A 21,852-nucleotide genomic window follows, 5' to 3' on the forward strand; every position below is an offset into this window, starting at 1 on the left:
ACACAAAAAAACGAACATTCTTATCCTAAAAAATGCTCATTTTTCTTAAATTATTAATCTAGATCTGGTTTATAGAAGGAACGATTGTCCATAGCGAAGATTTTATTGGTCATCTCTCCTTTATCTACCAAAGCCAGAGCTGTTGACATCATCATCATGCTTGCATCCAGATTGTCAATCATATGGATAATCTCTGCTTCCATAATGCGTGGACGGACTGGGCTTCCATACTCAAGTAAGCCGTGGTGACTGAGGATGACGTGACGAAGCAGAACGACTTCTTCCTTGGTATCATCGATACCGAGTTCCATCACTGTCTTAGTAATTTCGCTATCAATTAGAGCGATATGCCCAAGGAGATTGCCTCGCACTGTGTACTCGGTATGGTCTGGCCCCGTCAACTCAATGACCTTAGCCAAGTCATGCAGCATAATCCCTGCATAGAGCAGGTTCTTATTGAGCTGAGGATAGACTTCGCTAATAGCATCTGCCAAACGCACCATGGTCGCCGTATGATAGGCCAAACCCGTTTCAAAGGCATGGTGGTTGGTCTTGGCTGCTGGATAGGAGTAGAATTCCTTATCATACTTGGTGTAGAGATTTCGGACAATTCGTTGCCAAACAGGATTTTCTATTTTGAAAATCATCTGAATCATATACTCTCGGATTTCCTTGACATCAACTGGCGACTTGACCTTGAAATCAGCTGGGTCATTTGGTTCGCCAGGTTGAGGCAAGCGTAGGGTAATTTGATTGACTTGAGGGGTGTTGTTATAAACTTCTCGGCGTCCTTTCATGTGGACAACCTTACCTACGGTAAAGGCCTCAATGTTATGAGGTTGGGCATCCCAGAGCTTCCCATCAATCTCGCCACTATCATCTTGGAAGGTAAAGGCTAGGTAGTTTTTCCCAGCTCGTGTCTGCCTCAGGTCAGCTGATTTGATTAGGTAAAATCCTTCAAACAGCTCATCTTTTTTCATGTGACTAATCTTCATATTCTTCCTCATTTTCTTGGAAATGGAGTAGATCAAGCGCAGGCTCACCTTCTGATAACTCAATGTGACGGAGCGTCCGCTCGATAGCTGTGGTGCGACGGTTTAATAGTTCATCAATATTGCCAGAGGCATGTTGGAGATGCTTTTGTGCCTTGACCAGAATACCACCAAACTTGCCAAACTCGGTCTTAACGCTAGCAAGGGTCTTACTGATATGGTCGGCACTCTTTTGGATATTGAGAGTCTTGAAGCCAACCGATAGGGAGTTGAGCAGAGCTGACAGGGTACTTGGTCCTGCGACAATAATCTGCTCTTCCCGTCTCAAGTCATCAAAGAAAACAGGATTGCGGACGATTTCTGAGTAGAGACCTTCTGTCGGAACAAACAAAACTCCAAAATTGGTCGTCCGAGGCGGTGCTATGTATTTGCTCTTGATATCCTTGGCAAAGCGCTTGACACTTGCTAAGAGCGACTTACGACAGCGTTCGATTTCATCCTTGTCCCCTGCTTCATAGGCTTCTTCTAAGCGGTAATAATCTGCCAGTGGAAACTTAGAGTCAATTGGTAGGTAGACGTATTCCTGGTCGCCTTGTCCGGGTAACTTGATGGCGTACTCCACTCGTTCACTAGAGTTTTCAACCGTTGCGTATTCTCGTTCATACTGGGCAGGGGTCATGATGTCTTCGATGATTTGCCCCAGTTGTAATTCTCCCAGAATTCCTCGCGTTTTGGTTCCTGAGAGAACCTTATTGAGGGCTCCAACATCGCGGGCAACTGTCTGCATTTCTCCAAGGCCACGATTGACTGACTCCAGTTGTTTGGAAACTGTCTCAAAAGAAGCTTGCAAGCGCGTCTGCAAGGTCTTTTCTAGTTTTTCCTCGACCGTTTGGCGCATTTGTTCCAAACGTTTCTCATTTGATTCCTGCAAGGCTTGGAGACGTTGGTCAGTCTTGTCTCTGGTTTGGAGGAGATTATCTGTCATTTCTTGACGGACTTGCGTCAGCCCTTGGTGCAATTCAATTCGCACTTCTTGCAAACGGTCACTGACAGCCACTTCCAAGTCTTTTTGGTCCAACTGGCTGGCTTGTCTGGCTTGTTCAAAGCGATAATCTAACTGGTCTGACAAGTGATCTGCCTGGTCCTCCAAGTTCTTGCTGAGATGTTTTTCCTGCTTATCCTGCCTTTGCCAAATCAGAAAGAGACCAGCTAGGTTGGTAAGCAATAATAGAACAAGTAAACTTTCCATCCTACCTCCTGTCCTTACTATGCAGCACAACCACATAGCCATCTGGGCAAGTCACCGACACTTCCCTATCTATATATTCGTTAGAAGCGTACACTTTTTTAAAGAAAAAATTTTCCTCTGCCAACTCATACTTGGCACCAAGAATGGTCAGTTGACTATCCCGAACCGGCATAAAAGCTAGATAGTCGTAGTCTGAACGGGGATGTAGCTGACTGGTCCCTTCTGGACAATAGGCAATCAAATTTTGCCCATCCTCAATCGCTATCTGGCGCATATAGGGCGCCAACTTGGGATTGCTGGGCAGAAAGACATTAGCCAACATGTGATCAATACGACCACCTAAAGCACCGAAAATAGTAACCTCAGCCTGAGGATTGTTCTCAAAAATGGTTAAGAGAGCCAATTCCAAATCGGTATCATCCTTTTCTGGCTGGGCTTGAACAAAGCGCAGGGCACGTTTTTGAATCACCTGTCGCTCTTCTTCGGTCACAGAATCAAAATCTCCGACTGCTAGAGCAAGAGGTAGGTTTTGCTCCAAGACCCAGAGTGAGCCTCGATCCACACCGACAAAGCTATCAAAGTCCGTCCGATAATGACCGCGGTCTCCGCCAGCAAAAACGGCAACCCTAGTCCAGTTGTTTTCTGAGAGTTTGTACTCGCTCATTGACATCTCCCTTAAAGACATAGGAACCTGCTACAAAAACGGTCGCACCAGCTTCTTTGGCTTGAGCAATCGTTTTATCATCAATCCCACCATCCACTTCGATTTCAAAGTTCAAACCTTTTTCATCACGAAGGGCAACCAACTCACGAACCTTATCCATGGTTTCAGGTAGAAAAGCTTGCCCACCGAAGCCAGGGTTCACTGTCATGACTAAGACTTGGTCAACTAGGTGAATCACGTGCTTAATCGCCTCAACAGGCGTACCAGGATTGATAACAACAGATGGCTTGACACCGAGTGAACGAATTTTTTGGAGGGCACCATGAATATGAGGCGTTGCTTCCACATGGATACTGATGATGTCTGCACCTGCACGCGCAAAGTCCTCTAAATGATGCTCAGGATTTGACACCATCAAGTGGCAGTCGAAAACCATCTTACTATGAGGACGAAGAGATTCGACCACACCCGCACCAAAACTGATTTGTGGCACAAAATGACCATCCATGATATCGATATGGGCATACTCTGCCCCAGTTGCTTCTAGACGTTTGATTTCACGTTCAAAATTGGCATAATCTGCTGCCAGAATTGACGGAGCAATCTTGTATTGAGACATCGGTTTCTCCTTATTTTGGAATTTTTTTGCTGACCTTTTTATAGGTTTCTCTGCGATTTTCAATTTCGCTGAGGAATTGCAGGTAGTTGTCAAAACGGAAGGTTGCAATGGTACCCTCTTCTACAGCTGTCTTAACCGCACACGACGGCTCATGGGTATGGGTACAAGTACGAAACTTACAGTCTCGGCTGACACTGTCAATCTCTGGAAAGGCCTGATTGAGATCTTCTGCTGTTGACACTTCATAATCCAGAGATGAAAAACCTGGTGTATCTGCGATTTTACCCCCATTGAGATTATAAAAACTAACTGCTCGAGTAGTGTGGCGCCCACGACCCAGACTATCTGAAATTTCTCCTGTTTCAAGATTGAGATCCGGTGCGATTTTATTGAGAAGAGTTGACTTCCCAACACCTGTCTGCCCCATAAAGACTGTAACCTTGCCTGTTAACAAGGGCAAAAGTTCTTCTTTACTGGTCACAAAGTCATAGCCGATGTCACCATAAGTCTGTTCATAAAAATCCAGTTGACCTCTATCTTCCAACAAATCCATTTTGGAAATATAGACAATGGGATGGATGCCCTTATGCTCCAAAAGAACCAAGAAACGATCCAGCAAATTGCTGTTAAATTCAGGTTCCTTGACGGACATGATTACTACAGCTTGGTCGATATTGACAATGGGCGGACGGACCAGACTATTTTTCCGTTCGTGAATCTTAAGGATATAGCCCTCTGAATTTTCCTCGGCAGAAAAATCGACCCAATCCCCAACGTAGGGAGTATGCCCTTTTTTACGGAAATTCCCACGCGCGCGTGTTTGATATACCTGGCCATCACTTTCTACATAGTAGAACCCTGCCAAGGCTTTAATGATTTGTCCCTGCAAAATAACTCCTTTAAAATTGTTAGTTCCATTATAACAAAAAAAAGCTATTTTAGCTTAGCTTCTCTATTACAATTTCGATAAGTCTATTCTAAAAGAAAAAGATACACTCACGCTTTAGATACAAAGTTTTATACAAAAATAACGAATCTACCTCCTTATATAAAAACAGGCGAACAGAGAGCCTAAAACTCCCTGTTCGCTTTACTTTTTCTGTGTGTAATAGAAAAAACCTAATAAAGCAAGACAAAAAATATGAATATAAATTCCATACATCATATGGGGAAAGACAGACTCTATAAAATAGCCTGGTAGATAGATGATTGGAAATTGATAGAAATCATAGGTCGTTAGAGATAGTAAACAAAGAACATACATAAATACTGCTACAATTAGAATCCATCCTTGCTTTCGCCATAGAAAAATCATCAATAAGAACAGACAAAGTAGATAGATTGACCAATTTCGCAACATAAATTGAAAACCATAAATCATACTTTCAGTCGTTTCTCCATCAATCACATCAACTACTTTATAGAAAGGTAAACAATAGCTCACTAAAAAAAGAAGGGGACTAATTATTTTTTTCATATTCTCTACCATGGATTATTTTGCAAGTAAGCTGACCATCTATCTCCATATCGAATCAACTTAACAGTATAATTAGTTACTACCCGATTTTCACCTGGTCCAACCTTAGAAAAACCTGTGCTATACTCCCAACTACTTCTTGCACCTGGATTAAACCATTTTTGCTGGGATGAATACAAACCACCTTGTCTAACTTCCACACTTGAAGATTCTATTTCGATATCCCTTTCATGGAAGTCAACTCCTCCACTTATTTTAGTAATATTTTTTTGTACACCTCCATCATGACTCACCCAGTGAACAACAGTATACAATTCCACACTATAAGTACTATCAAACTGACTTTGATGAGTAGTAATGTTTTGAGTATAAGCGTGCACTTTCTGTATACCAAAAATATGTTCTAATATATTCGTTGGTTTAGCAAGCTTATTGTAACCCTCTTCAGTAAAAGTAGCCTTCTCTAAATCAGCGGTATAAACAGTTTTTCCTTGTACTACTTGATTGTTTATAGAAGTAATACGGCTATCCACAACAATGGGGGCCACCATATCTCCATCGCTAGTTTTTATTTTAGCTGCCTCTTTCACCTCATATACAACTCGATTTTCTTCAGACTGAATCACTTCTACCCCATTTTTTTCAGGTATAGATAATCTAGTTTGCCCATTAGAAACCGTTATATTTGGACCAATATTCTTCTCATTTGCATAAGTCGCAATAGGAAATCCTGATAGAACCACTGCACACATAAGGCTATTGACTAATTTTTTTCTCATGAATATATCCTTCCCATTTTCAAGAGGAGTAAAAATAGCTAATATAAGATGAACGTTTCCTTATATTTCAGAATAGGATATCTATCTGAAAGCAATTCACACTCCTATAGGTAACTGTTCCAAATCTTGGCTACATATATTTCAATAGTTTGCTACAAAAAACTCCTTTCTAAGTCTATTGAACATGCCCTTATTCACCTACTAATGTATCACAAAAATAAATAAATACAAGACTGTTTTTTCTACTAGTTTTATGATAGAATAGTATTGTTAGAGTAAATTTCATATATAAATGTCGAATGAAAAATCGATGGGGCAGAAACAGGTATTTCACGAGCTTAAAAATCTAATGAAGTGCCCAATCAACTACTGATTCATTGATTTAATACGAACTATAATGGATTGAACCTAGAATAGTACACTAAGGATTCTAAAACATTTCTAGAAATTAATTTGACTTTCCTAATCTCTTTGTTCATATCTTATTTCAATCTACTATATATACCAAGATGCTGGGACAAAAGTCTTTAAAATCAGAGAAACGCATATTATCAGGTGTTGAAAAACCTTGATAATATGCGTTTTATCATAGAAAGATCTACTTCATTTTTTACTAAAATTAAGTTTTTGTCCCAGCCTCTTTTGGCATTTTCATAGCTTAACTAACACTATTTAAAGATGTTTTGCAAGGCATCTGCTAGGCTGGCGAATTCTGCCAAGCTGAGAGCTTCCCCACGCACACTTGGTGACAAGCCTGCTTGGTCTAGAGCTTTGGTCAGTTTGTCCTTGACTTCCTCGGTCTTGCCAAAGTAACCTGTCAAATTGTTCCACAAGGTCTTTCGGCGATGGGTAAAACTAGCCTTGGAAACCTTAAAGAAGAAGTTCTCGTCTTTTACTGCTACGGCTGGCTCTGGACGACGCACCATTTTCAAAATGGCCGAGTCCACATTTGGCGCTGGCACAAAGACAGTCCGAGGCACGATAAAGGCAACCTTGGCAGTCATGTAGTACTGAACCGCAATCGACAAGCTACCATAGGATTTGGTGTTTGGCTGGGCTGAAATGCGGTCCGCCACCTCTTTTTGCATCATGACGACAAATTCACTAAAAGGAATGCCACTCTCGATCAAGTGCATGAGAATAGGCGTCGTGATGTAATAAGGCAAGTTAGCCACTACCTTGATTGGCAGGTCAGGATTCTTAAAACTCTGGATATGTTGCGCCAAGTCAACCTTAAGAATGTCCTCGTTGACTACAGTCACATTATCAAAATCACGTAGGGTATCTGCCAAAATCGGTACCAAACGGTGGTCGATCTCAAAGGCCATAACTTCTGCTACACGCTCAGCCAAAAATTCTGTCAAGGCACCAATCCCTGGCCCGATTTCGATGACATTAACCTGGTCATCAATCTCAGCCGTATCCACGATTTTTTGTAGGATATTGGTATCCGTCAAGAAATTTTGCCCGAAGGACTTTTTAAAGGTAAAACCGTGACGCTCCAGCACTGCCTTGGTCACGCTATAATCTGCAATTCTCATCTATTCTCTTTTCTATTATCTGCTACTTCTATTGTAACACATTCCCCTTGTATTTTGGGGGTGAAAATCATACTAAAAGAGTCTGGGACAAAAAGATTTTGATTTCAGGAATTCTTTATTATAAATTTTAAAAACCGATAGATTAGACAAAAAAGCGAACAAGATAGAATTCTGAGTGTCGGATAACTCGTTTTGTTCGCTTTTTATATTTAAGGTTAGACTTTTGTCCCAGACTCTTGGAAATCTTTAAAGGTGAACTTATCGGTTCTCTCGAAACATACGTTCGAAAAAATCAGCTTCTTGATAACTTCGATTTTCAGGTAGGGTCAAATCTACATCCTCCTCCACATCGTCCACTGTCAGTTCAACCGTTTGAGGTAAATTTTTCAAACGATAATGCTTTTGCCTTTGACCTTCAATACTAGCAAAATCAAGCAAATATCCATTCACTCGGATTTGAACCAAAAGGAGATGGTTGGTCATATTTTCCATGATGAGGATATCTTCTAAACCACCTCTGGCACTAGGATAATCAGATACCCTGCGAATACGGATTTTTTCACACATGAGCAAGCCCCCTCATATCAATGATTTCATCGGCCTTATTCCAGACTAGGGGATTATGGGTCGCAATGATGATCATTCGATTTTCATCTTTCAAGCCCACCAAGAGATTCATAACTTCCTCTGAATTTTCAGGATCAAGAGCTGCTGTTGGTTCATCCGCCAAAATCAAGGGGGGATTTTTCAAAATAGTCTTCGCAAGGGCAACTCGTTGGGCCTCTCCCCCAGATAAAGTATAAATTTTTTGTTCTAAATCCAAATACCCTAGATTAACTTGTTCTAAAGCCTCCACTTGCCTTTCCAAACGTTCTACTTTTGAGGTTTTCTGACCAACAAAGCCCAAATCCAAATTCTCTTTGATTGATTGGTTTTCTAAAAGGCCAAAATTTTGAAAGAGATAGCCCATCTGGTCTCGAAAATACTCACGAGTGGGAATGGTTTTTAAATCTTTCCCCTGATAGAGAACCCTTCCACCATCTATCTTTTCTAGTTTGCCTAAGATATTAAGCAAAGTCGTCTTTCCGCTTCCACTCTTTCCGATTAAGGCATAAACCTTGCCCTTCTCCAGCTTGAGATTTAAACCAGAGAAAATCGCACGGTCATTAAATTTCTTTTCCAATCCTTGAATATCAATCATCTTATTTTCCTTTCAATACTGCCATGCTACCAGCTTCTTCCTTTTTATCCTGCCTTACTAAAATCAAGAGGGCGTTAAGAGTAAACAAAGCTACAACTAGAGCGCTGATCAAACCATCTCCTGTCAAAACACTAGATAGGATTAGCCCAAGCAAGAGAACTCCTCCTTGCGCCAGTAAGTACTTGCCATGAAGTTCATAGATTGTCATACCAGAAAGACGTTTAATCATAATCTCCCTTCTGAACTGCTCAAAATAGAGAAGATTCATGGAATCAAATAACAAGATAGCCGTAGACAGGGTCAGAATCGTCCCAATAAGGAGAGAGTAGAACTCCATCCGTTTGTCATTTAGTACCTTGGCAAAAAATAGCTGGCTTTTTACCAAGTAAGAGACCTTGTGATACAGACCTTGCTCTTTTAGAGCTGTGATGCTGTCGCTATATCGATCTAGTTTTAAGGCACTATTAGCCGTAGTTCCCCATAACATTCCTGCAACAGGTCTTGTTCCAGTCGCTTGTGGCGTTAAAACCACAATAATCGGATCTTTTAGATATTGACGTGTCGTCTTGTACCCATCGTTATAGAGGAAGCGTTCCTGTCCTGTTTCTGTAAAAGCTAGCGTTACCTGTGGGAGGTAGTGTTTCTGACTCGTCACTTCTACACTTTCAGATGAAAAATTTTGCAGGTAATCTGTAAATAATCCTTGATAGTAGGAAGACTGCTCTCTCAAGCTCTCAGGTAAGATCAGCCCAAACTCTCCCTCAGACAAGTTTTGCATCTTGTCCATAAACTCTGAAGAAACGGTAATCTTTTCTTCTATCAGATAGCGCGGTGAGACATAGATGACATTCCCTGACGGTGTGTAGTCATTGAGACGATTGCCATCTAGATCCACTTCTGCGCCATTTGAGAATTTGTCAACATTGCTCATGATATAAAAAGAGTCTGTATTGGCTAACCGTTCTTCAGTAAATGTCTGCCACTCACGATTATCCTTACGCATTCCTTCTTCATCGGCAAATGCACTAGACCAACCAAAGGATAGACGGTAACGACCTGAGGACTGACTCCATTTATCGCTAGCTCTCTCCATTTCTTGCATTTCACGGTAGTGGGGTAGGAGAGCAGTCGCACTCGAGCCGACCACCAGCACTGCCAAGAGTTGCCCCACCATCATCAATGTCATCATACGTTTGAGAGGGAGTTTCCCTTTCAATAGATCCACCAGACTATTTTCCTGTAAACCAAGTAGATACACGACACTTAATAAGGTAGAAATCCCTACCAAGGCCAATCCATAAAGCAAAAGACCAATGATGACCAGTTGCACCGTTGCCATAAACAAGGCACCTTGATACCAGAGAATCCCCAATCCCAAAAAACTGGATACCAGCACCGAGAAGATAAGCTGTCTCATATCTTCTAAGACCGGTCTGAGAGCAACCCCAAACAAGCTCTCACCAGCTATTAAACGAATCCCTGCTTGACGGAGGGATTTTATCCGATAAATCAGAGTCAAACTCATAAAGGTCAGCAGAAAAATAGCTAAACTCAGTAGCACCATAGGGGTGACAGCCAATAGTAAGACTATCGAAAATGGATCTTCTCCATTCGAAACAAAGCCTTGATAGCCAAGTTCTTTCAAGGTGGTCTGTAAGCTCACTCCATCCAAACTTCCTGACACAATCAAGTAAGACCCTAATAAATCACTCGTTTCTGCACTCTCCTTGGAGGAAATGGTCAGACCTGCTGGAAGCTCTCCCTGACCATAAGTGGCATAGGTAAAGCGTGTTTCTCCAGCTTCATTTGGCTCAACGATCCGACGGGCGATGAGACTATTATGCTCTACCGCCAAGTGACTCAAAGCCTCTGTCACCTCTTCGCGACCAGCTACTGGTTGATTTATCACCATTCCTGTCACATCAACAGAGGGATAGTTACCAAATAAAATCTCTTCTCGATGGTCAACGGAAGTTAGCACCATATAAAGCGATACCAATACCATTGAAATCAAAATAAATAAACGTTTCATCATTTCCTCCAAAAAGTTACTTGGTCACTTAGTGAGAAGGTGACCAAGTAAAGCTAAACAATAGGGCTATACCATTCTAAACATTATAGTAGAATGCAACTTTCTCTCCCCAAGAAGTACGAATCCATGCACGAGAAGTCCCTTCAGCATCAGCATATCCCTTATCAGATGAACCAGTTTTTCTACTAACAACTGTTGAGCTATGATATTCTGAAGAGTGATAGTAGTTTGAGTAAGCACCTCCGTCACCTGAACCATACGTCCAGACACCACCATCTGGATACTTAACCGCGGCCGATACTACTGCTACACTTCCACCTAATGTTGCTGCAATGCTCGCTACAAGGGCTAATTTTTTAACTGTTTGTTTCATATTGATACTCCTCTATTTTTGATTACAAGATTGTTGAGTTATTTGCTCCTCTTTCCATTATCAACGTTGATACTATTATATTACTAAATGATATTCTAAAATTATTTGTTTTTCTCTAATTATCAAAATAGCACCCTGAAATGAACTTTTATAGTCATTATACTCCATCTTTATCACACTATCAAGGACATCAATGTCCTTAAAATCTAACTATTTCATATTATTTTTAGCTTATATCTAAAAAACAGTTCTAAAGACAAACTTTAGAACTGTTTTGATACGAGGGCATTTTTGTCATTGCTTCACTATGTTTATAAATATTCTTACCCTATTGTAAAACGAAGGACACATAAAAAGATGCCTATTTGATATACTCTGATTGCAAAATACCACAAAGTAAATTTAACATAATCTCCAATCATTCGTATAAACAATTGTGTGAAACTAATCCGAGAAAAATCAATCACTAGTTGTCAGAGACTTTTTTAAGGATTATTATTTATTACTCGCAGATGGTAAACACGGATTATTCCTACTACTATGAGAATAACTAAGTAAGACTGATTACAGAATTATTTCTTTAAATTATTCGTTTCCTTCTTTATAAAACGGATATGTAACTATTATACCCAAAGTACTAATTATAATTTTAAAGATTGCACCTAAAATATTTAAAGTTGATAAATCAAGTATTCCGTGTATTAGGTATAGTAGACAGAAAAAGAATGGAAGGTATTTTTTTAATTTTTTCATAAACTATAGTGCTATCAAGGTCAAAGCTTTAGCTACTGTCCAAGCCATCCAATCTGGCATACCTGCACGCTTACAAGCCTGGTAGATTCCATCTTCAATCCAACCAGTAAAGTGTTCTAGTGTACTCAATATGGCATTCAATCCTATATATTGATTTATCCATCTTTTAACATTCGAAGGGAGTTTACTATAACCTTTTCGAATAGCTGTAACTGAAAAAGACCACTTTCCTCTGTCCATTTTAGCAGCTTGGATATCCTCTTGCGAAACAGTATCTTTATCAAATTCTAATATACGTCCGTTATCTACGTAGATATGTTTTCCTTCACCATTAGTTGCCGTAGAACGTTTTGAAACTTGAGTTGCTTTATCCGAAACTGAGTATGTAGAAGCAAAAGCAGTTGCAGATGGGAGAGCAACAGTACTCAATGTTAAAAAGCAACTTAAAACAATTGCTGTTTTTGTTAAAATCTTATTTTTCATTTTATTTTCTCCTCGAAATATACATTTTTATCATAACTATCCTAATAAACTGACACTTTGCCCTAAAGAGTCTATTTTGAAACTAAGTAGACATAACTAAATTTTATTTAAACCACCAAGTAACTAAATAAAATAAACTAAAAAAGTTCATATTGTAATCCCCTTTCACGTTTTAATTAATTATAAATTATTCTTAAATAAACTCAAAGGACATCAATGTCCTTAAAATAGAACCATTTCGTGTCATTTTTAGCTTATATCTAAAAAAACAGCCCCAAAGACGAACTTTAGAACTGTTTTGATACAAGAACAAGGACATTTTTGTCATTGCTTCACGATATTTATAAATATTTTTTTAAATCTTCTTGCCATTGTTTTTCTAACATAGTAACTAAATAAGAATTTTCTATTATATCAGCAAATAGCTTCGATTTCTGATAGAACTGTTCAGCAGAAACATAATCATTGTTTATTATTAGAGATAATTTCCACTCTAACATTAATATAATTGGTTTCTTCTGAAAATCTTGTGTTTTTTCCATTATATGATTAAGGCTAAAGATATAGGTTTCTAGTGAATCATAAGTCGATAAATTATCCAAACAGGCAAGACCCGAAAACAAAGTATTACTTAAAACAAACAGATATTCTGGTGAAATTAATTCCACATGATTTGTCAAACGAACTAAAAACGAATGAATTCTTTCAATTTCTGAAATCTGACTTTGACCTTGTTTTATCTTTGTAAGCACTATAGCAAAATATAAGTTGATAACTTCTAATTCATTTATCAAAAACAATTCCTTATCATAAATTGTTTTAAAATAATCGTCCAGTACGGTTTCCCCGTATTCTGGTCGTCCGCTTCGAATAACATCTATCGTTGCTCTAGTAGCTTCAAACCATACTTTTTCCTCACTAGGAAGTTGCTCATAAAACAAGTTCCCTATCTCTTCCAAACACGCTTCTTTTTTATCGTATTCCTCTTCTTTACCATAGATTGGTTCACGTAAAATCTGGTATTTCAATTCTAAATAAGCAGAAGGAAGAGCTGAAAAATCCGGCATAAGGCTATAAGCTGGAACTCCTAACCGGCGAGCAATATAGTCTAACTTCGGCAAACTCGGTTGCGAAGCTCCACTTTCAATTCGCGACAGTTGACGCACTGTCAGTTCTTGCTCATCTCCACAAAAATCTGGACGACTAATTCCTTTTTCTATCCGAATCTCTTTGATTTTTTGACCAATTAACATCAGATGCCTCCTCTTCTACCTGTTTCGAAAAATACTGTGAAACTTAAAAAATTGTAACGGCTACATCTTTCCTACTCATAACTCTTCATAGCTTCTTCCACTTCTGCTAAAGTAACCCCAAACAACTCCAACCGCTTGAGCAGCTGTTTTCCGTTGGAATAGCCAATTCGGAGAGCCTCTCCTAGATATTCTCGTCGCTTACGGCTATCTGCCCCTGCTAGAAAACCAAGGCGAATCAAGTCGCTACGACTGATGTCAAACTCATTCTCGTTTTCAAATTGTTCTGTCACCTGAGCTAGAGCCGTTTTCAGATCTTCATAGCTGGCATGTTCGATTCCCAGAGAACGCCCCTTAGTTTTGGACTTAGGAACAGCTTCATCTCGTTTGAGGAAGGCATGCTGAACTGTTGGAATGGCCGTCATGATCATGCGCCGAATCCGCTCCCCATTAAAATCTGGGTCTGTAAAGACAATGACTCCATGACGTTGGTGCAGGCGTTGAATCCGCTCTATATCCTGGTCATTGATGGCAGAGCCTCTGGTCTCATAGGTTTCTACATCGAAATAGCGTTTGAGATTGGCCGTATCATCGCGACCTTCAACCACGATGACTTGAGAAATTTTTTCTTTCATTACTTGCTGTCCAATCCAAAAATTCGTTCTGCATTTGCAGTCGTTGCTGCCGCTAGCTCTTCTGCCGTCATCCCACGCAAGTCGGCGATAAAGTCCACTACATAGCGAGTATAGGCTGTTTTGTTTTCGCGACCCCGTTTAGGAACAGGAGCCAAGTAAGGAGCATCTGTCTCCACCAAAATCTTGTCCAAAGGTAACTCTTTAGCTGCTTCTTGGATGTCAGTTGCTTTCTTAAAAGTCACCACTCCTGAGAAGGAAATAGTCATGCCAAGCGCGACAAACTTCTCTGCCCACTCAAGCGTCCCTGAAAATGAGTGCATAATCCCACCTCGAGGGCCAACTCCCTCGCTCTTGATAATCTCATGGGTATCTTCCAGCGCATCACGGGTATGGACAACAAAAGGCAAATCTAAGTCCTTAGATAGCTGGATCTGACGGCGAAAAACCTGCTCCTGTACTTCTTTTGGCGCTGTCATCCAATGGTAGTCCAATCCAATTTCACCTAAAGCCACAACCTTGGGATGCTTGAGCTTGTCAAGCAAGTAGGCTTCAATCTCCTCCGTGTAAGTCCCTGCTTCTGTCGGATGCCAACCGATAGTCGCATAGAGCTGGTCATACTCATCTACCAACTCCAAGGCACGCTCAATCGTCGGTTTATCAAAACCAACAATATTCATCTGTGTCACACCCATCTCAGCAGCCAAGGCAATTTCTTCTGCCTCACGACCTGCAAATTCTTCTACATTTAAGTGTGTATGTGTATCAAAAATCATCTCTTCTAACCTCGTTTTCTATCTTCTATTATAGCAAAAAAACTGGCCTCTCTCCTCATCTGAAAAAAATATTCTAAAACCCATCATCATCTCTTGACGCTCTTTTTCCAAAGCAGTATAATAACACTTATTGAATTTTTCAACAAAGGAAACAACTATGTTTACAAAATTAAAACAGACCTTTATCGGTCGTCCTCTTAAGTCCTTAACCGAAGGCGAAGGGGGACTACTGGGAAAAATGCAGGCACTAGCCATGTTGTCAAGCGACGCTCTATCTTCCATTGCCTATGGGCCTGAGCAAGTAGTCCTCGTCTTGGCTAGTCTCTCTCCTCTTGCTATATGGTGGAGCCTTCCTATAGGCCTTTTTGTCCTCCTACTTCTGGCCAGCCTGACCATTTCCTACCGCCAAATCATCCACGCCTATCCTCAAGGAGGAGGGGCCTATATGGTTACTCGAGAAAATCTATCTCCCGAGCTAGGCTTGATTGCTGGAGGTAGTCTGCTGGTTGACTATATGCTGACCGTAGCGGTATCTGTTTCATCTGGAGCGGACGCTATCACAGCAGCTCTCCCTGCTCTTCACCCGTACAACCTCCACATCTCCATTTTTCTGGTTTGCTTGCTCATGCTCATGAACTTACGGGGCTTAAAAGAATCTGCCAGTTCACTGATGATTCCTGTCTATCTCTTTATCATCAGTACCGTTTTTCTCTTGCTCTATGGAATCTTTCAACTAATAACAGGTTCTCTCAGCTATCAGGCAACTTCACCTATTGGGCATGCTGTTCCGAGCCTGTCTATCGTTCTCATTCTAAGAGCTTTTACCAGCGGATCTGCCTCTCTGACAGGGGTTGAAGCTATTTCAAATGCAGTTCCCTTTTTCAAGGCTCCCAAAGAAAAGAATGCCGCTCAAACCTTGACCATTATGTCACTGATTTTAGGTTTTCTTTTTGCTGGAATCACCTTCCTAAACTACTGGATGGGGATTCTGCCTCAACATGGAGAAACTATTCTTTCACAGATGGCTCAAGGTATTCTTGGTAATTCCTTCTTAGGCCACCTTGGGTATTATATCTTCCAATTCTCCACAGCCTTGATTTTAGCCGTAGCTGCAAATACTGGCTTTTCGGCCTTCCCTATGCTAGCTTACAATATGGCTAAAAACAAATACATGCCCCATCTCTTTATGGAGAAAGGAGACCGCCTAGGCTACTCCAATGGAATTTTAACTCTGGCTTTTGGGGCTATGATTCTTCTTTTCATTTTTAATGGCAATACCGAACGCTTGATTCCTCTTTATACTATCGGGGTCTTCGTTCCCTTTGCCCTTTCTCAGACTGGAATGATTCGTCATTGGAAAAAGGAAAAAGGGACCAACTTCTTAAAACCTGCTCTTGCTAATATCCTTGGAGCAATCATTTGCTACGCGATTGTACTAATCTTGCTCTTTTTCCGTCTCAGTGATATCTGGCCTTTCTTCCCGATTATTCTCGTACTCACCTTACTCTTCTTGGCAATTCACAGTCATTACCAAAAAGTAGCCCAACAACTGCGTCTCTATGAAGGCATCGAAAAACGTACTTACGATGGCAATCTGGTTCTGGTCCTAGTAGGAAATGTTACCCGCGTCAGCGTCGGAGCCATTAACTACGCTCAAAGTATCGGTGACGAAGTCCTAGCCATGCATATTTCTACCAAGGAAACAGCAGAAAAAGATCAAGAAATTCTCCAAGAATTTGCCGATTACTTCCCAACCATTACTCTGAAAAATATCAAGACCAGCTATCGCGACATCATCACCCCTACTGTCAAGTATGTCAAACGGATTTCCGAGGAAGCACAGAAAAAGAACTATACAGTCACTGTCCTCGTCCCCCAGTTTATCCCTAATAAACCTTGGCAGAATATCCTGCACAATCAGATGAGCCTCAAACTCAAATACGCCCTTCGTTGGCACCAGGACGTCGTTGTAGCTAGCTACTCTTATCACTTAAAAGAATAAAGAAAAGGCCCTACCAGAACCAAGAAGCTCTGGTAAGGTCTTTTTAAAATCCATACACTATGCTTATACTCTTCGAAAATCTCTTCAAACCACGTCAGCGTCATCTACAACCTCAAAACCATGTTTTGAGCTGACTTCGTCAGTTTCATCTACAACCTCAAAGCAGTGCTTTGAGCGGCCTGCGGCTAGCTTTCTAGTTTGCTATTTGATTTTCATTGAGTATTAACTGAAAAGCATGACTAGGCATATTATTGAATGTGGTTAGCTAAATCTTCCTGAGCTTTTTTATTTGACTCAGCTTTTTCCTTCAGCCATTTTTCATAGAGTTCTTGGTACTGTTTAGCAGTTACTGGCTCTTTTTGCAATTCAACATATTTGTAGTTGTCCGCATTTCCCTTATGACCAACGAATGAGAATGGTCCTGTAAACGGTACAGTCTTACGGAAGATTGGATTAGCTCCACCACTTTGAACTGGTAGGAAGAGGGCACTATCTGTCAACCAAGCTTGGGCTTCAGCATATTTTTCATAGCGAGCTTGAGTATCTGTGATTTCAGCGTCAGCCTGATCCAAGAGTTTCTTGTAGTCAGAAAGACCAATCTTGTCCTTAATTTCCTTGTCTTTTCCTTCAGTCAAGCCCATGTTTTTCAACTGAGAACCTGTCTCTGGATCAAGGATAGCTAGGTAAGTCTTAGGATCTGAGTAGTCTCCACCCCATCCTGAGATGTCGATGTCATAGTCTTTTTGTTCTGCTGTATCTGCAAAGTAGGTTGCTTGGTCTTTTTCATCTGGAGAAAGTTGGATAACATCAATGACCACATTTTCCTTACCAAGAGTGGCTTCTACTGTTTGCTTGAAAGAACCAGCCTGTTGCACATCCAACTTAGCAGTCTGGTCAACTGGCATATCCAAATGAATTGGGAAGGTTACTCCCTGAGCTTGCAGACTTTCTTTAGCCTTAGCAAATTTCTCTTTGGCCTTGTCAGGGTTCAAGAAGGCTTGCTTCTCATCGTTTAGGTTGATATTTGCCCAATCTTTACCGTAGTTGACAATTTTTTCATTGACAATATCACCGAAGTTCTTATCGCCAACTTGGACAAAGTTGCTTGGTGTAATCGTGTTACGTAAGATACGGTCTGCTCCATCTTCACCATTTGTCTGTGCTGCATAAGCATGACGGTCAAAGGCAAAGTTGATAGCCTGACGGAAATCCTTATTTTGCATAGCTGCGCGTGAATCTGTCTTTTCCTTATCAGACTGTTTCATAGTCTGCTTGTAGCTTTGACGATTCACGTTGAAAAGATAATAGAAAGTAACTGAGTTTTGCGGTGTGTAGGTAATCTTGTCCTCATTTCCCTTCTTAAGCTCAGCAAAGACTGAACTTGTTGGGAAAATACGACCATCTGTATAGTTACCATCTAAGAAACCTCTTGCAATACTGTCTTGGTCAGAACCGTCAAAGAAAGAAAGTTTCACTTTCTCAATTTTGACATTGTCCTTATCCCAATAGTTAGGATTTTTATCAAATTCAATCAAAGATTTTGATGTAAAGGACTTAAACAAGTAAGGACCATTTGACAAGATGCTTGATGGCGTCACACTTCCAAAGTCATCTCCCTTAGACTTCAAGAAAGCTTCGTTTACAGGACTAAGGATACTTGCTGTTGTTTTAGAGTTCCAATAAGTCTCAGGTTGGTTGAGGGTGTATTGTAGTGTGTAATCATCCACTGCCTTAACACCAACAGTTCCAAAATCAGATGATTTCCCTTCAACATAGTCTGCTAGCCCCTTGATAGAATCTTGTACCAAGTACAAGTTTTCAGCCTTTTTATCAGCCGCATACTTAAGACCAGTCACAAAGTCATGAGCTTTTACATCCGCATACTCTTCTCCTTCAGAAGTGTACCATTTAGCCCCCTGACGGATCTTATAAGTGTAGGTCAAACCATCTTTTGACACAGTCCATGACTCAGCCATAGACGGGATGAGATTTCCATACTGGTCATTTTCCAACAAACCATCAATCAAGTTGGTTGTGATACTAGATGTAGAATCTCGTGTAGAGGTAATATAATCCAAGGTATCTGGGTTATTGACAAAGATATAAGAGTAAGTCTTGTCTGCATTACTTGATTGGGAAGACCCACATGCCGTTAGAGCTAGACCTGCTGTCAAAGCCATAGCTCCAAAAAGCATAACTTTTGATTTCTTCATGATTATTCTCCAATTTTACAGTATGTGAAATATTATACACTATTCAAGCGAAAATATAAAGTTTTTTGTACTTTTTTACAAAAATAAAAATCAGTAGACTCGAGTTCCTACTGATTTTTGATAGAATTCGTTTGGATTATGCAGCCAAAACTTTGCGTCCTTTACGACGACGAGCTGCCAATACGCGACGACCGTTTTTAGTTGACATACGGTTACGGAATCCGTGTTTGCGCGCACGACGAAGTTTACTTGGTTGATAAGTACGTTTCACGATGAATACCTCCTCATAGATTTTGTATTCGTTTAGCCGGCTATAAAGTGATCAGTTACTAAACATACTTTACTATTCTATCTGATTCTTTTACTTTTGTCAATAGCTCAAGGCAAATGTTTACTGCTTTTTCGAATGTAAGCCCTATCTGCGATACTGTTTCAAGAAACGAGTCATCTTTTCTTGGATTTGGGCTAGTTCATCGACACGAGGAAGGTAAACGATACGGAAATGGTCTGGTTCCTGCCAGTTGAAGCCTCGACCATGAACCAAGAGAACCTTTTCCTGCTTCAAGAAATTAAGGACAAACTGCTCATCATCATCGATACGGTACATATTGCGGTCGATTTTAGGGAAGATATAGAGCCCTGCCTTGGGTTTAACCGCAGACAAACCTGGAATATCTTGAATGGCATTGTAGATGAAGTTTCTTTGCTCATAAATTCGTCCACCAGGAAGGAGCAATTCATCAACTGATTGGTGGCCACCCAAGGATGTTTGGACGACCTGTTGGGCCAAAACATTAGAGCAAAGGCGCATATTGGACAGCATATTGAGCCCTTCGATATAGCCCTTGACATGAGTCTTAGGTCCAGACAAGACCATCCACCCCACACGGAAACCAGCAATACGGTGGGATTTTGATAGACCATTCATGCTGACACAGAAGACATCTGGTGCCAAGCTCGCCACAGGCGTATGCACATGTCCATCCATAACCATGCGGTCGTAAATTTCATCCGCAAAGATAATCAAATCATTTTGACGGGCAATCTCAATAATCTCCAACAAGAGTTCCTTAGGATAAAGGGCTCCAGTTGGGTTATTTGGATTGATAAGGACGATTGCCTTGGTATTAGAAGTGATTTTTGACTTGATATCGTCAATATCTGGGTACCATTCTGCAGCTTCATCACAAATATAGTGAACAGCATTTCCCCCCGCTAGGCTGACAGCTGCTGTCCAGAGAGGATAGTCTGGCATTGGCACCAAAACCTCGTCCCCATTGTCCAAAAGCCCCTGCATGGACATGACAATCAACTCACTGACACCATTTCCAAGGTAGATATCATCAATATCTACGTTTGGAAATTTTTTCAATTGGCAATACTGCATGATAGCCTTACGGGCTGAGAAAATCCCTTTGGAGTCAGAGTAACCTTCACTATCACGCGCATTCATAATCAAGTCATGAATGACCTCGTCTGGCGCTGTAAAACCAAATTCTGCTGGATTTCCTGTATTCAGACGTAAAATCTTTTCTCCGTTTGCTCGCATCCGCATGGCTTCTTCCAAAACAGGACCACGGATATCATAAGCAACATGTTCTAACTTACTAGATTTGTTATATTCTTTCATCTTGTTTCCTCAATTCTTCAGGATAGTAACATTATACCACTAGAAAGAGAATGCGACAAGTTTGCTGAAATGTGTTACTAGATTCGTATAGAAGAAAAACCTCACTAAAAGCGAGGTCAAGACAGGGGAAATAGCAGGAATTTTGCCAAAGACAGATCACATACCAAAAGATAAACCTAGAAAAAGCAAGCCTAAAAAGGAGTCATAAAGAAGATTGAACATGAGGAAAAGCCCCCATATCGTCAAGTAATCCCAACGCCCACTTCGTTTTGCAACTAGGAATAAGAGCAGATGGTAGAGTACATGAAAGACTAAAAAGCCGATAAAACCTGGATAAAGAAGGGATACCAGTCTCTCTAATTGCCAGATCATGATAACTTCTACCAAGACCGACACTAGGATGATTCCATAATAAAGGAAATTCGAATTTTTTGCTTCTTGAAAAGATCTTTTCATCATTATCCCTCCCTTCACTTCTTTCCTGCTATCCGTTCTTTTATTTTATCATATATTTATATAGATTTTAAGCGCTAATATTCTTTTGAAAAATACTTTTTTTGCTTTACTTCTATAGTGAAAAGGTTTACAATTATAGTAAGAAAATTTCAGGAGGTTTCATTATGGCACAACGTTACCAAAATATCATGGTCGCAATCGATGGTTCTAAAGAAGCGGACTTGGCTTTTGTCAAGGGAGTTCATTCTGCTCTACGAAACGACGCTAAACTCACCATCGCACATGTCATTGACACACGCGCTCTCCAAAGTGTATCCACCTTTGATGCTGAAGTTTACGAAGAACTCCAAGTCGACGCTGAAAGTCTGATGAAAGAGTACGAAAAACGTGCAAGGGATGCTGGTGTAGCAGATATTCACATCGTCATTGAAATGGGAAATCCAAAGACCCTCTTGGCACGTACTATTCCCGATGCTGAGGAAGTGGACCTCATCCTCGTTGGCGCAACTGGTCTCAACGCCTTTGAACGCCTCTTGGTCGGCTCTTCATCTGAATACATTCTCCGCCATGCTAAGGTCGATTTGCTGGTTGTGAGAGAACAAGAAAAAACCTTATAATCTCAAAGAAAAGGAGCCAAAAGCTCCTTTTTGTTTACTATTTATACTCTTCGAAAATCTCTTCAAACCACGTCAACGTCGCCTTGCCGTAGGTATGTTACTGACTTCGTCAG

21 protein-coding genes are annotated in these 21,852 nt (G+C 40.6%); 2 read left to right on the forward strand and 19 right to left on the reverse strand.

Features of this window, described 5'->3' with window-relative positions; genetic code table 11:
• Positions 1-53 precede the first annotated feature (53 nt).
• The 15 genes from GEZ84_RS07210 to GEZ84_RS07280 all read right to left on the reverse strand — a co-directional run bounded on the left by GEZ84_RS07210 (position 54) and on the right by GEZ84_RS07280 (position 14,821).
• On the reverse strand, positions 54-995 hold the full coding sequence (locus GEZ84_RS07210; RefSeq protein WP_153224033.1) for a 3'-5' exoribonuclease YhaM family protein: 942 nt from the start codon (positions 993-995) through the stop codon (positions 54-56).
• Entirely contained in the window at positions 985-2,241 is a 1,257-nt protein-coding gene (gene rmuC / locus GEZ84_RS07215; protein WP_194252042.1) for a DNA recombination protein RmuC, read from the reverse strand. The genes GEZ84_RS07210 and rmuC overlap by 11 nt, the downstream gene beginning before the upstream one ends.
• 1 nt (position 2,242) lies before the next feature.
• Positions 2,243-2,905, reverse strand: coding sequence for a thiamine diphosphokinase (locus tag GEZ84_RS07220; RefSeq protein WP_153224035.1), 663 nt, complete (start codon positions 2,903-2,905; stop codon positions 2,243-2,245).
• Positions 2,868-3,524, reverse strand: coding sequence for a ribulose-phosphate 3-epimerase (gene rpe, locus GEZ84_RS07225; protein WP_153224036.1), 657 nt, complete (start codon positions 3,522-3,524; stop codon positions 2,868-2,870). The genes GEZ84_RS07220 and rpe overlap by 38 nt, the downstream gene beginning before the upstream one ends.
• A 10-nt stretch (positions 3,525-3,534) precedes the next feature.
• A complete protein-coding gene (rsgA, locus tag GEZ84_RS07230) occupies positions 3,535-4,413 on the reverse strand; it encodes a ribosome small subunit-dependent GTPase A (RefSeq protein ID WP_153224037.1) in 879 nt (292 codons plus the stop codon).
• Between the two features lie 593 nt (positions 4,414-5,006).
• Positions 5,007-5,780 (reverse strand): cell surface protein, encoded by a 774-nt coding sequence (locus GEZ84_RS07235; protein ID WP_153224038.1) that lies wholly within the window; start codon positions 5,778-5,780, stop codon positions 5,007-5,009.
• A 668-nt stretch (positions 5,781-6,448) separates the two neighbouring features.
• Positions 6,449-7,321 carry a 16S rRNA (adenine(1518)-N(6)/adenine(1519)-N(6))-dimethyltransferase RsmA gene (rsmA, locus tag GEZ84_RS07240; RefSeq protein WP_153224039.1) on the reverse strand — a complete coding sequence of 291 codons (873 nt, stop codon included), beginning with the start codon at positions 7,319-7,321 and terminating at the stop codon, positions 6,449-6,451.
• A gap of 258 nt (positions 7,322-7,579) precedes the next feature.
• Entirely contained in the window at positions 7,580-7,888 is a 309-nt protein-coding gene (locus GEZ84_RS07245; protein ID WP_000333264.1) for a hypothetical protein, read from the reverse strand.
• Positions 7,881-8,522 (reverse strand): ABC transporter ATP-binding protein, encoded by a 642-nt coding sequence (locus GEZ84_RS07250; protein ID WP_153224040.1) that lies wholly within the window; start codon positions 8,520-8,522, stop codon positions 7,881-7,883. Before GEZ84_RS07250 ends, GEZ84_RS07245 begins: the two co-directional genes overlap by 8 nt.
• A 1-nt stretch (position 8,523) precedes the next feature.
• The gene (locus GEZ84_RS07255) at positions 8,524-10,554 is read right to left on the reverse strand and encodes a bacteriocin-associated integral membrane family protein (RefSeq protein ID WP_194252043.1); all 2,031 of its coding nucleotides are present in this window, start codon (positions 10,552-10,554) and stop codon (positions 8,524-8,526) included.
• Positions 10,555-10,630: 76 nt separating this feature from the next.
• On the reverse strand, positions 10,631-10,927 hold the full coding sequence (locus GEZ84_RS07260) for a lactococcin 972 family bacteriocin (protein ID WP_153224042.1): 297 nt from the start codon (positions 10,925-10,927) through the stop codon (positions 10,631-10,633).
• Positions 10,928-11,683: 756 nt separating this feature from the next.
• Positions 11,684-12,163, reverse strand: coding sequence for a hypothetical protein (locus tag GEZ84_RS07265; protein WP_061425393.1), 480 nt, complete (start codon positions 12,161-12,163; stop codon positions 11,684-11,686).
• Between the two features lie 341 nt (positions 12,164-12,504).
• The gene (locus GEZ84_RS07270) at positions 12,505-13,416 is read right to left on the reverse strand and encodes a helix-turn-helix domain-containing protein (protein WP_153224043.1); all 912 of its coding nucleotides are present in this window, start codon (positions 13,414-13,416) and stop codon (positions 12,505-12,507) included.
• Positions 13,417-13,487: 71 nt separating this feature from the next.
• Positions 13,488-14,048 carry a ribonuclease M5 gene (rnmV, locus tag GEZ84_RS07275; protein ID WP_153224044.1) on the reverse strand — a complete coding sequence of 187 codons (561 nt, stop codon included), beginning with the start codon at positions 14,046-14,048 and terminating at the stop codon, positions 13,488-13,490.
• Positions 14,048-14,821: a TatD family hydrolase gene (locus GEZ84_RS07280; RefSeq protein WP_153224045.1), complete on the reverse strand. Its 774-nt coding sequence runs from the start codon at positions 14,819-14,821 to the stop codon at positions 14,048-14,050. The genes rnmV and GEZ84_RS07280 overlap by 1 nt, the downstream gene beginning before the upstream one ends.
• A 157-nt stretch (positions 14,822-14,978) precedes the next feature.
• Here GEZ84_RS07280 and GEZ84_RS07285 point away from each other — a divergent pair, with 157 nt between their 5' ends.
• Positions 14,979-16,823: an APC family permease gene (locus GEZ84_RS07285; RefSeq protein WP_153224046.1), complete on the forward strand. Its 1,845-nt coding sequence runs from the start codon at positions 14,979-14,981 to the stop codon at positions 16,821-16,823.
• A 248-nt stretch (positions 16,824-17,071) separates the two neighbouring features.
• Here GEZ84_RS07285 and GEZ84_RS07290 read toward each other — a convergent pair whose 3' ends face one another.
• From GEZ84_RS07290 to GEZ84_RS07305, 4 genes are all read right to left on the reverse strand, one after another.
• Positions 17,072-19,036, reverse strand: a complete 1,965-nt coding sequence (locus GEZ84_RS07290) for a peptide ABC transporter substrate-binding protein (protein WP_153224047.1) — start codon at positions 19,034-19,036, stop codon at positions 17,072-17,074.
• Between the two features lie 136 nt (positions 19,037-19,172).
• Positions 19,173-19,307, reverse strand: coding sequence for a 50S ribosomal protein L34 (gene rpmH / locus GEZ84_RS07295; RefSeq protein ID WP_000831905.1), 135 nt, complete (start codon positions 19,305-19,307; stop codon positions 19,173-19,175).
• A 144-nt stretch (positions 19,308-19,451) separates the two neighbouring features.
• The gene (locus tag GEZ84_RS07300) at positions 19,452-20,666 is read right to left on the reverse strand and encodes a pyridoxal phosphate-dependent aminotransferase (protein WP_000666457.1); all 1,215 of its coding nucleotides are present in this window, start codon (positions 20,664-20,666) and stop codon (positions 19,452-19,454) included.
• 156 nt (positions 20,667-20,822) lie between these two features.
• Positions 20,823-21,125, reverse strand: coding sequence for a hypothetical protein (locus tag GEZ84_RS07305; protein ID WP_194252044.1), 303 nt, complete (start codon positions 21,123-21,125; stop codon positions 20,823-20,825).
• Positions 21,126-21,286: 161 nt separating this feature from the next.
• On the opposite strand from GEZ84_RS07305, the gene GEZ84_RS07310 reads away from it, so the two are divergent.
• On the forward strand, positions 21,287-21,739 hold the full coding sequence (locus GEZ84_RS07310) for a universal stress protein (protein ID WP_064276412.1): 453 nt from the start codon (positions 21,287-21,289) through the stop codon (positions 21,737-21,739).
• The last annotated feature ends 113 nt before the right edge of the window (positions 21,740-21,852 follow it).

The sequence above is a fragment of the Streptococcus mitis genome (assembly GCF_009496155.1).
GTDB classification, from domain to species: Bacteria; Bacillota; Bacilli; order Lactobacillales; family Streptococcaceae; genus Streptococcus; species Streptococcus mitis_BQ.

Coding starts and splice junctions, on each gene's coding strand:
- GEZ84_RS07210 (WP_153224033.1), bottom strand. CDS start 995: ATGAAGATTAGTCACATGAAAAAAGATGAGCTGTTTGAAGGATTTTAC.
- rmuC (WP_194252042.1), bottom strand. CDS start 2,241: ATGGAAAGTTTACTTGTTCTATTATTGCTTACCAACCTAGCTGGTCTC.
- GEZ84_RS07220 (WP_153224035.1), bottom strand. CDS start 2,905: ATGAGCGAGTACAAACTCTCAGAAAACAACTGGACTAGGGTTGCCGTT.
- rpe (WP_153224036.1), bottom strand. CDS start 3,524: ATGTCTCAATACAAGATTGCTCCGTCAATTCTGGCAGCAGATTATGCC.
- GEZ84_RS07235 (WP_153224038.1), bottom strand. CDS start 5,780: ATGAGAAAAAAATTAGTCAATAGCCTTATGTGTGCAGTGGTTCTATCA.
- rsmA (WP_153224039.1), bottom strand. CDS start 7,321: ATGAGAATTGCAGATTATAGCGTGACCAAGGCAGTGCTGGAGCGTCAC.
- GEZ84_RS07245 (WP_000333264.1), bottom strand. CDS start 7,888: ATGTGTGAAAAAATCCGTATTCGCAGGGTATCTGATTATCCTAGTGCC.
- GEZ84_RS07250 (WP_153224040.1), bottom strand. CDS start 8,522: ATGATTGATATTCAAGGATTGGAAAAGAAATTTAATGACCGTGCGATT.
- GEZ84_RS07255 (WP_194252043.1), bottom strand. CDS start 10,554: ATGAAACGTTTATTTATTTTGATTTCAATGGTATTGGTATCGCTTTAT.
- GEZ84_RS07260 (WP_153224042.1), bottom strand. CDS start 10,927: ATGAAACAAACAGTTAAAAAATTAGCCCTTGTAGCGAGCATTGCAGCA.
- GEZ84_RS07265 (WP_061425393.1), bottom strand. CDS start 12,163: ATGAAAAATAAGATTTTAACAAAAACAGCAATTGTTTTAAGTTGCTTT.
- GEZ84_RS07270 (WP_153224043.1), bottom strand. CDS start 13,416: ATGTTAATTGGTCAAAAAATCAAAGAGATTCGGATAGAAAAAGGAATT.
- rnmV (WP_153224044.1), bottom strand. CDS start 14,048: ATGAAAGAAAAAATTTCTCAAGTCATCGTGGTTGAAGGTCGCGATGAT.
- GEZ84_RS07280 (WP_153224045.1), bottom strand. CDS start 14,821: ATGATTTTTGATACACATACACACTTAAATGTAGAAGAATTTGCAGGT.
- GEZ84_RS07285 (WP_153224046.1), top strand. CDS start 14,979: ATGTTTACAAAATTAAAACAGACCTTTATCGGTCGTCCTCTTAAGTCC.
- GEZ84_RS07290 (WP_153224047.1), bottom strand. CDS start 19,036: ATGAAGAAATCAAAAGTTATGCTTTTTGGAGCTATGGCTTTGACAGCA.
- GEZ84_RS07300 (WP_000666457.1), bottom strand. CDS start 20,666: ATGAAAGAATATAACAAATCTAGTAAGTTAGAACATGTTGCTTATGAT.
- GEZ84_RS07305 (WP_194252044.1), bottom strand. CDS start 21,125: ATGATGAAAAGATCTTTTCAAGAAGCAAAAAATTCGAATTTCCTTTAT.
- GEZ84_RS07310 (WP_064276412.1), top strand. CDS start 21,287: ATGGCACAACGTTACCAAAATATCATGGTCGCAATCGATGGTTCTAAA.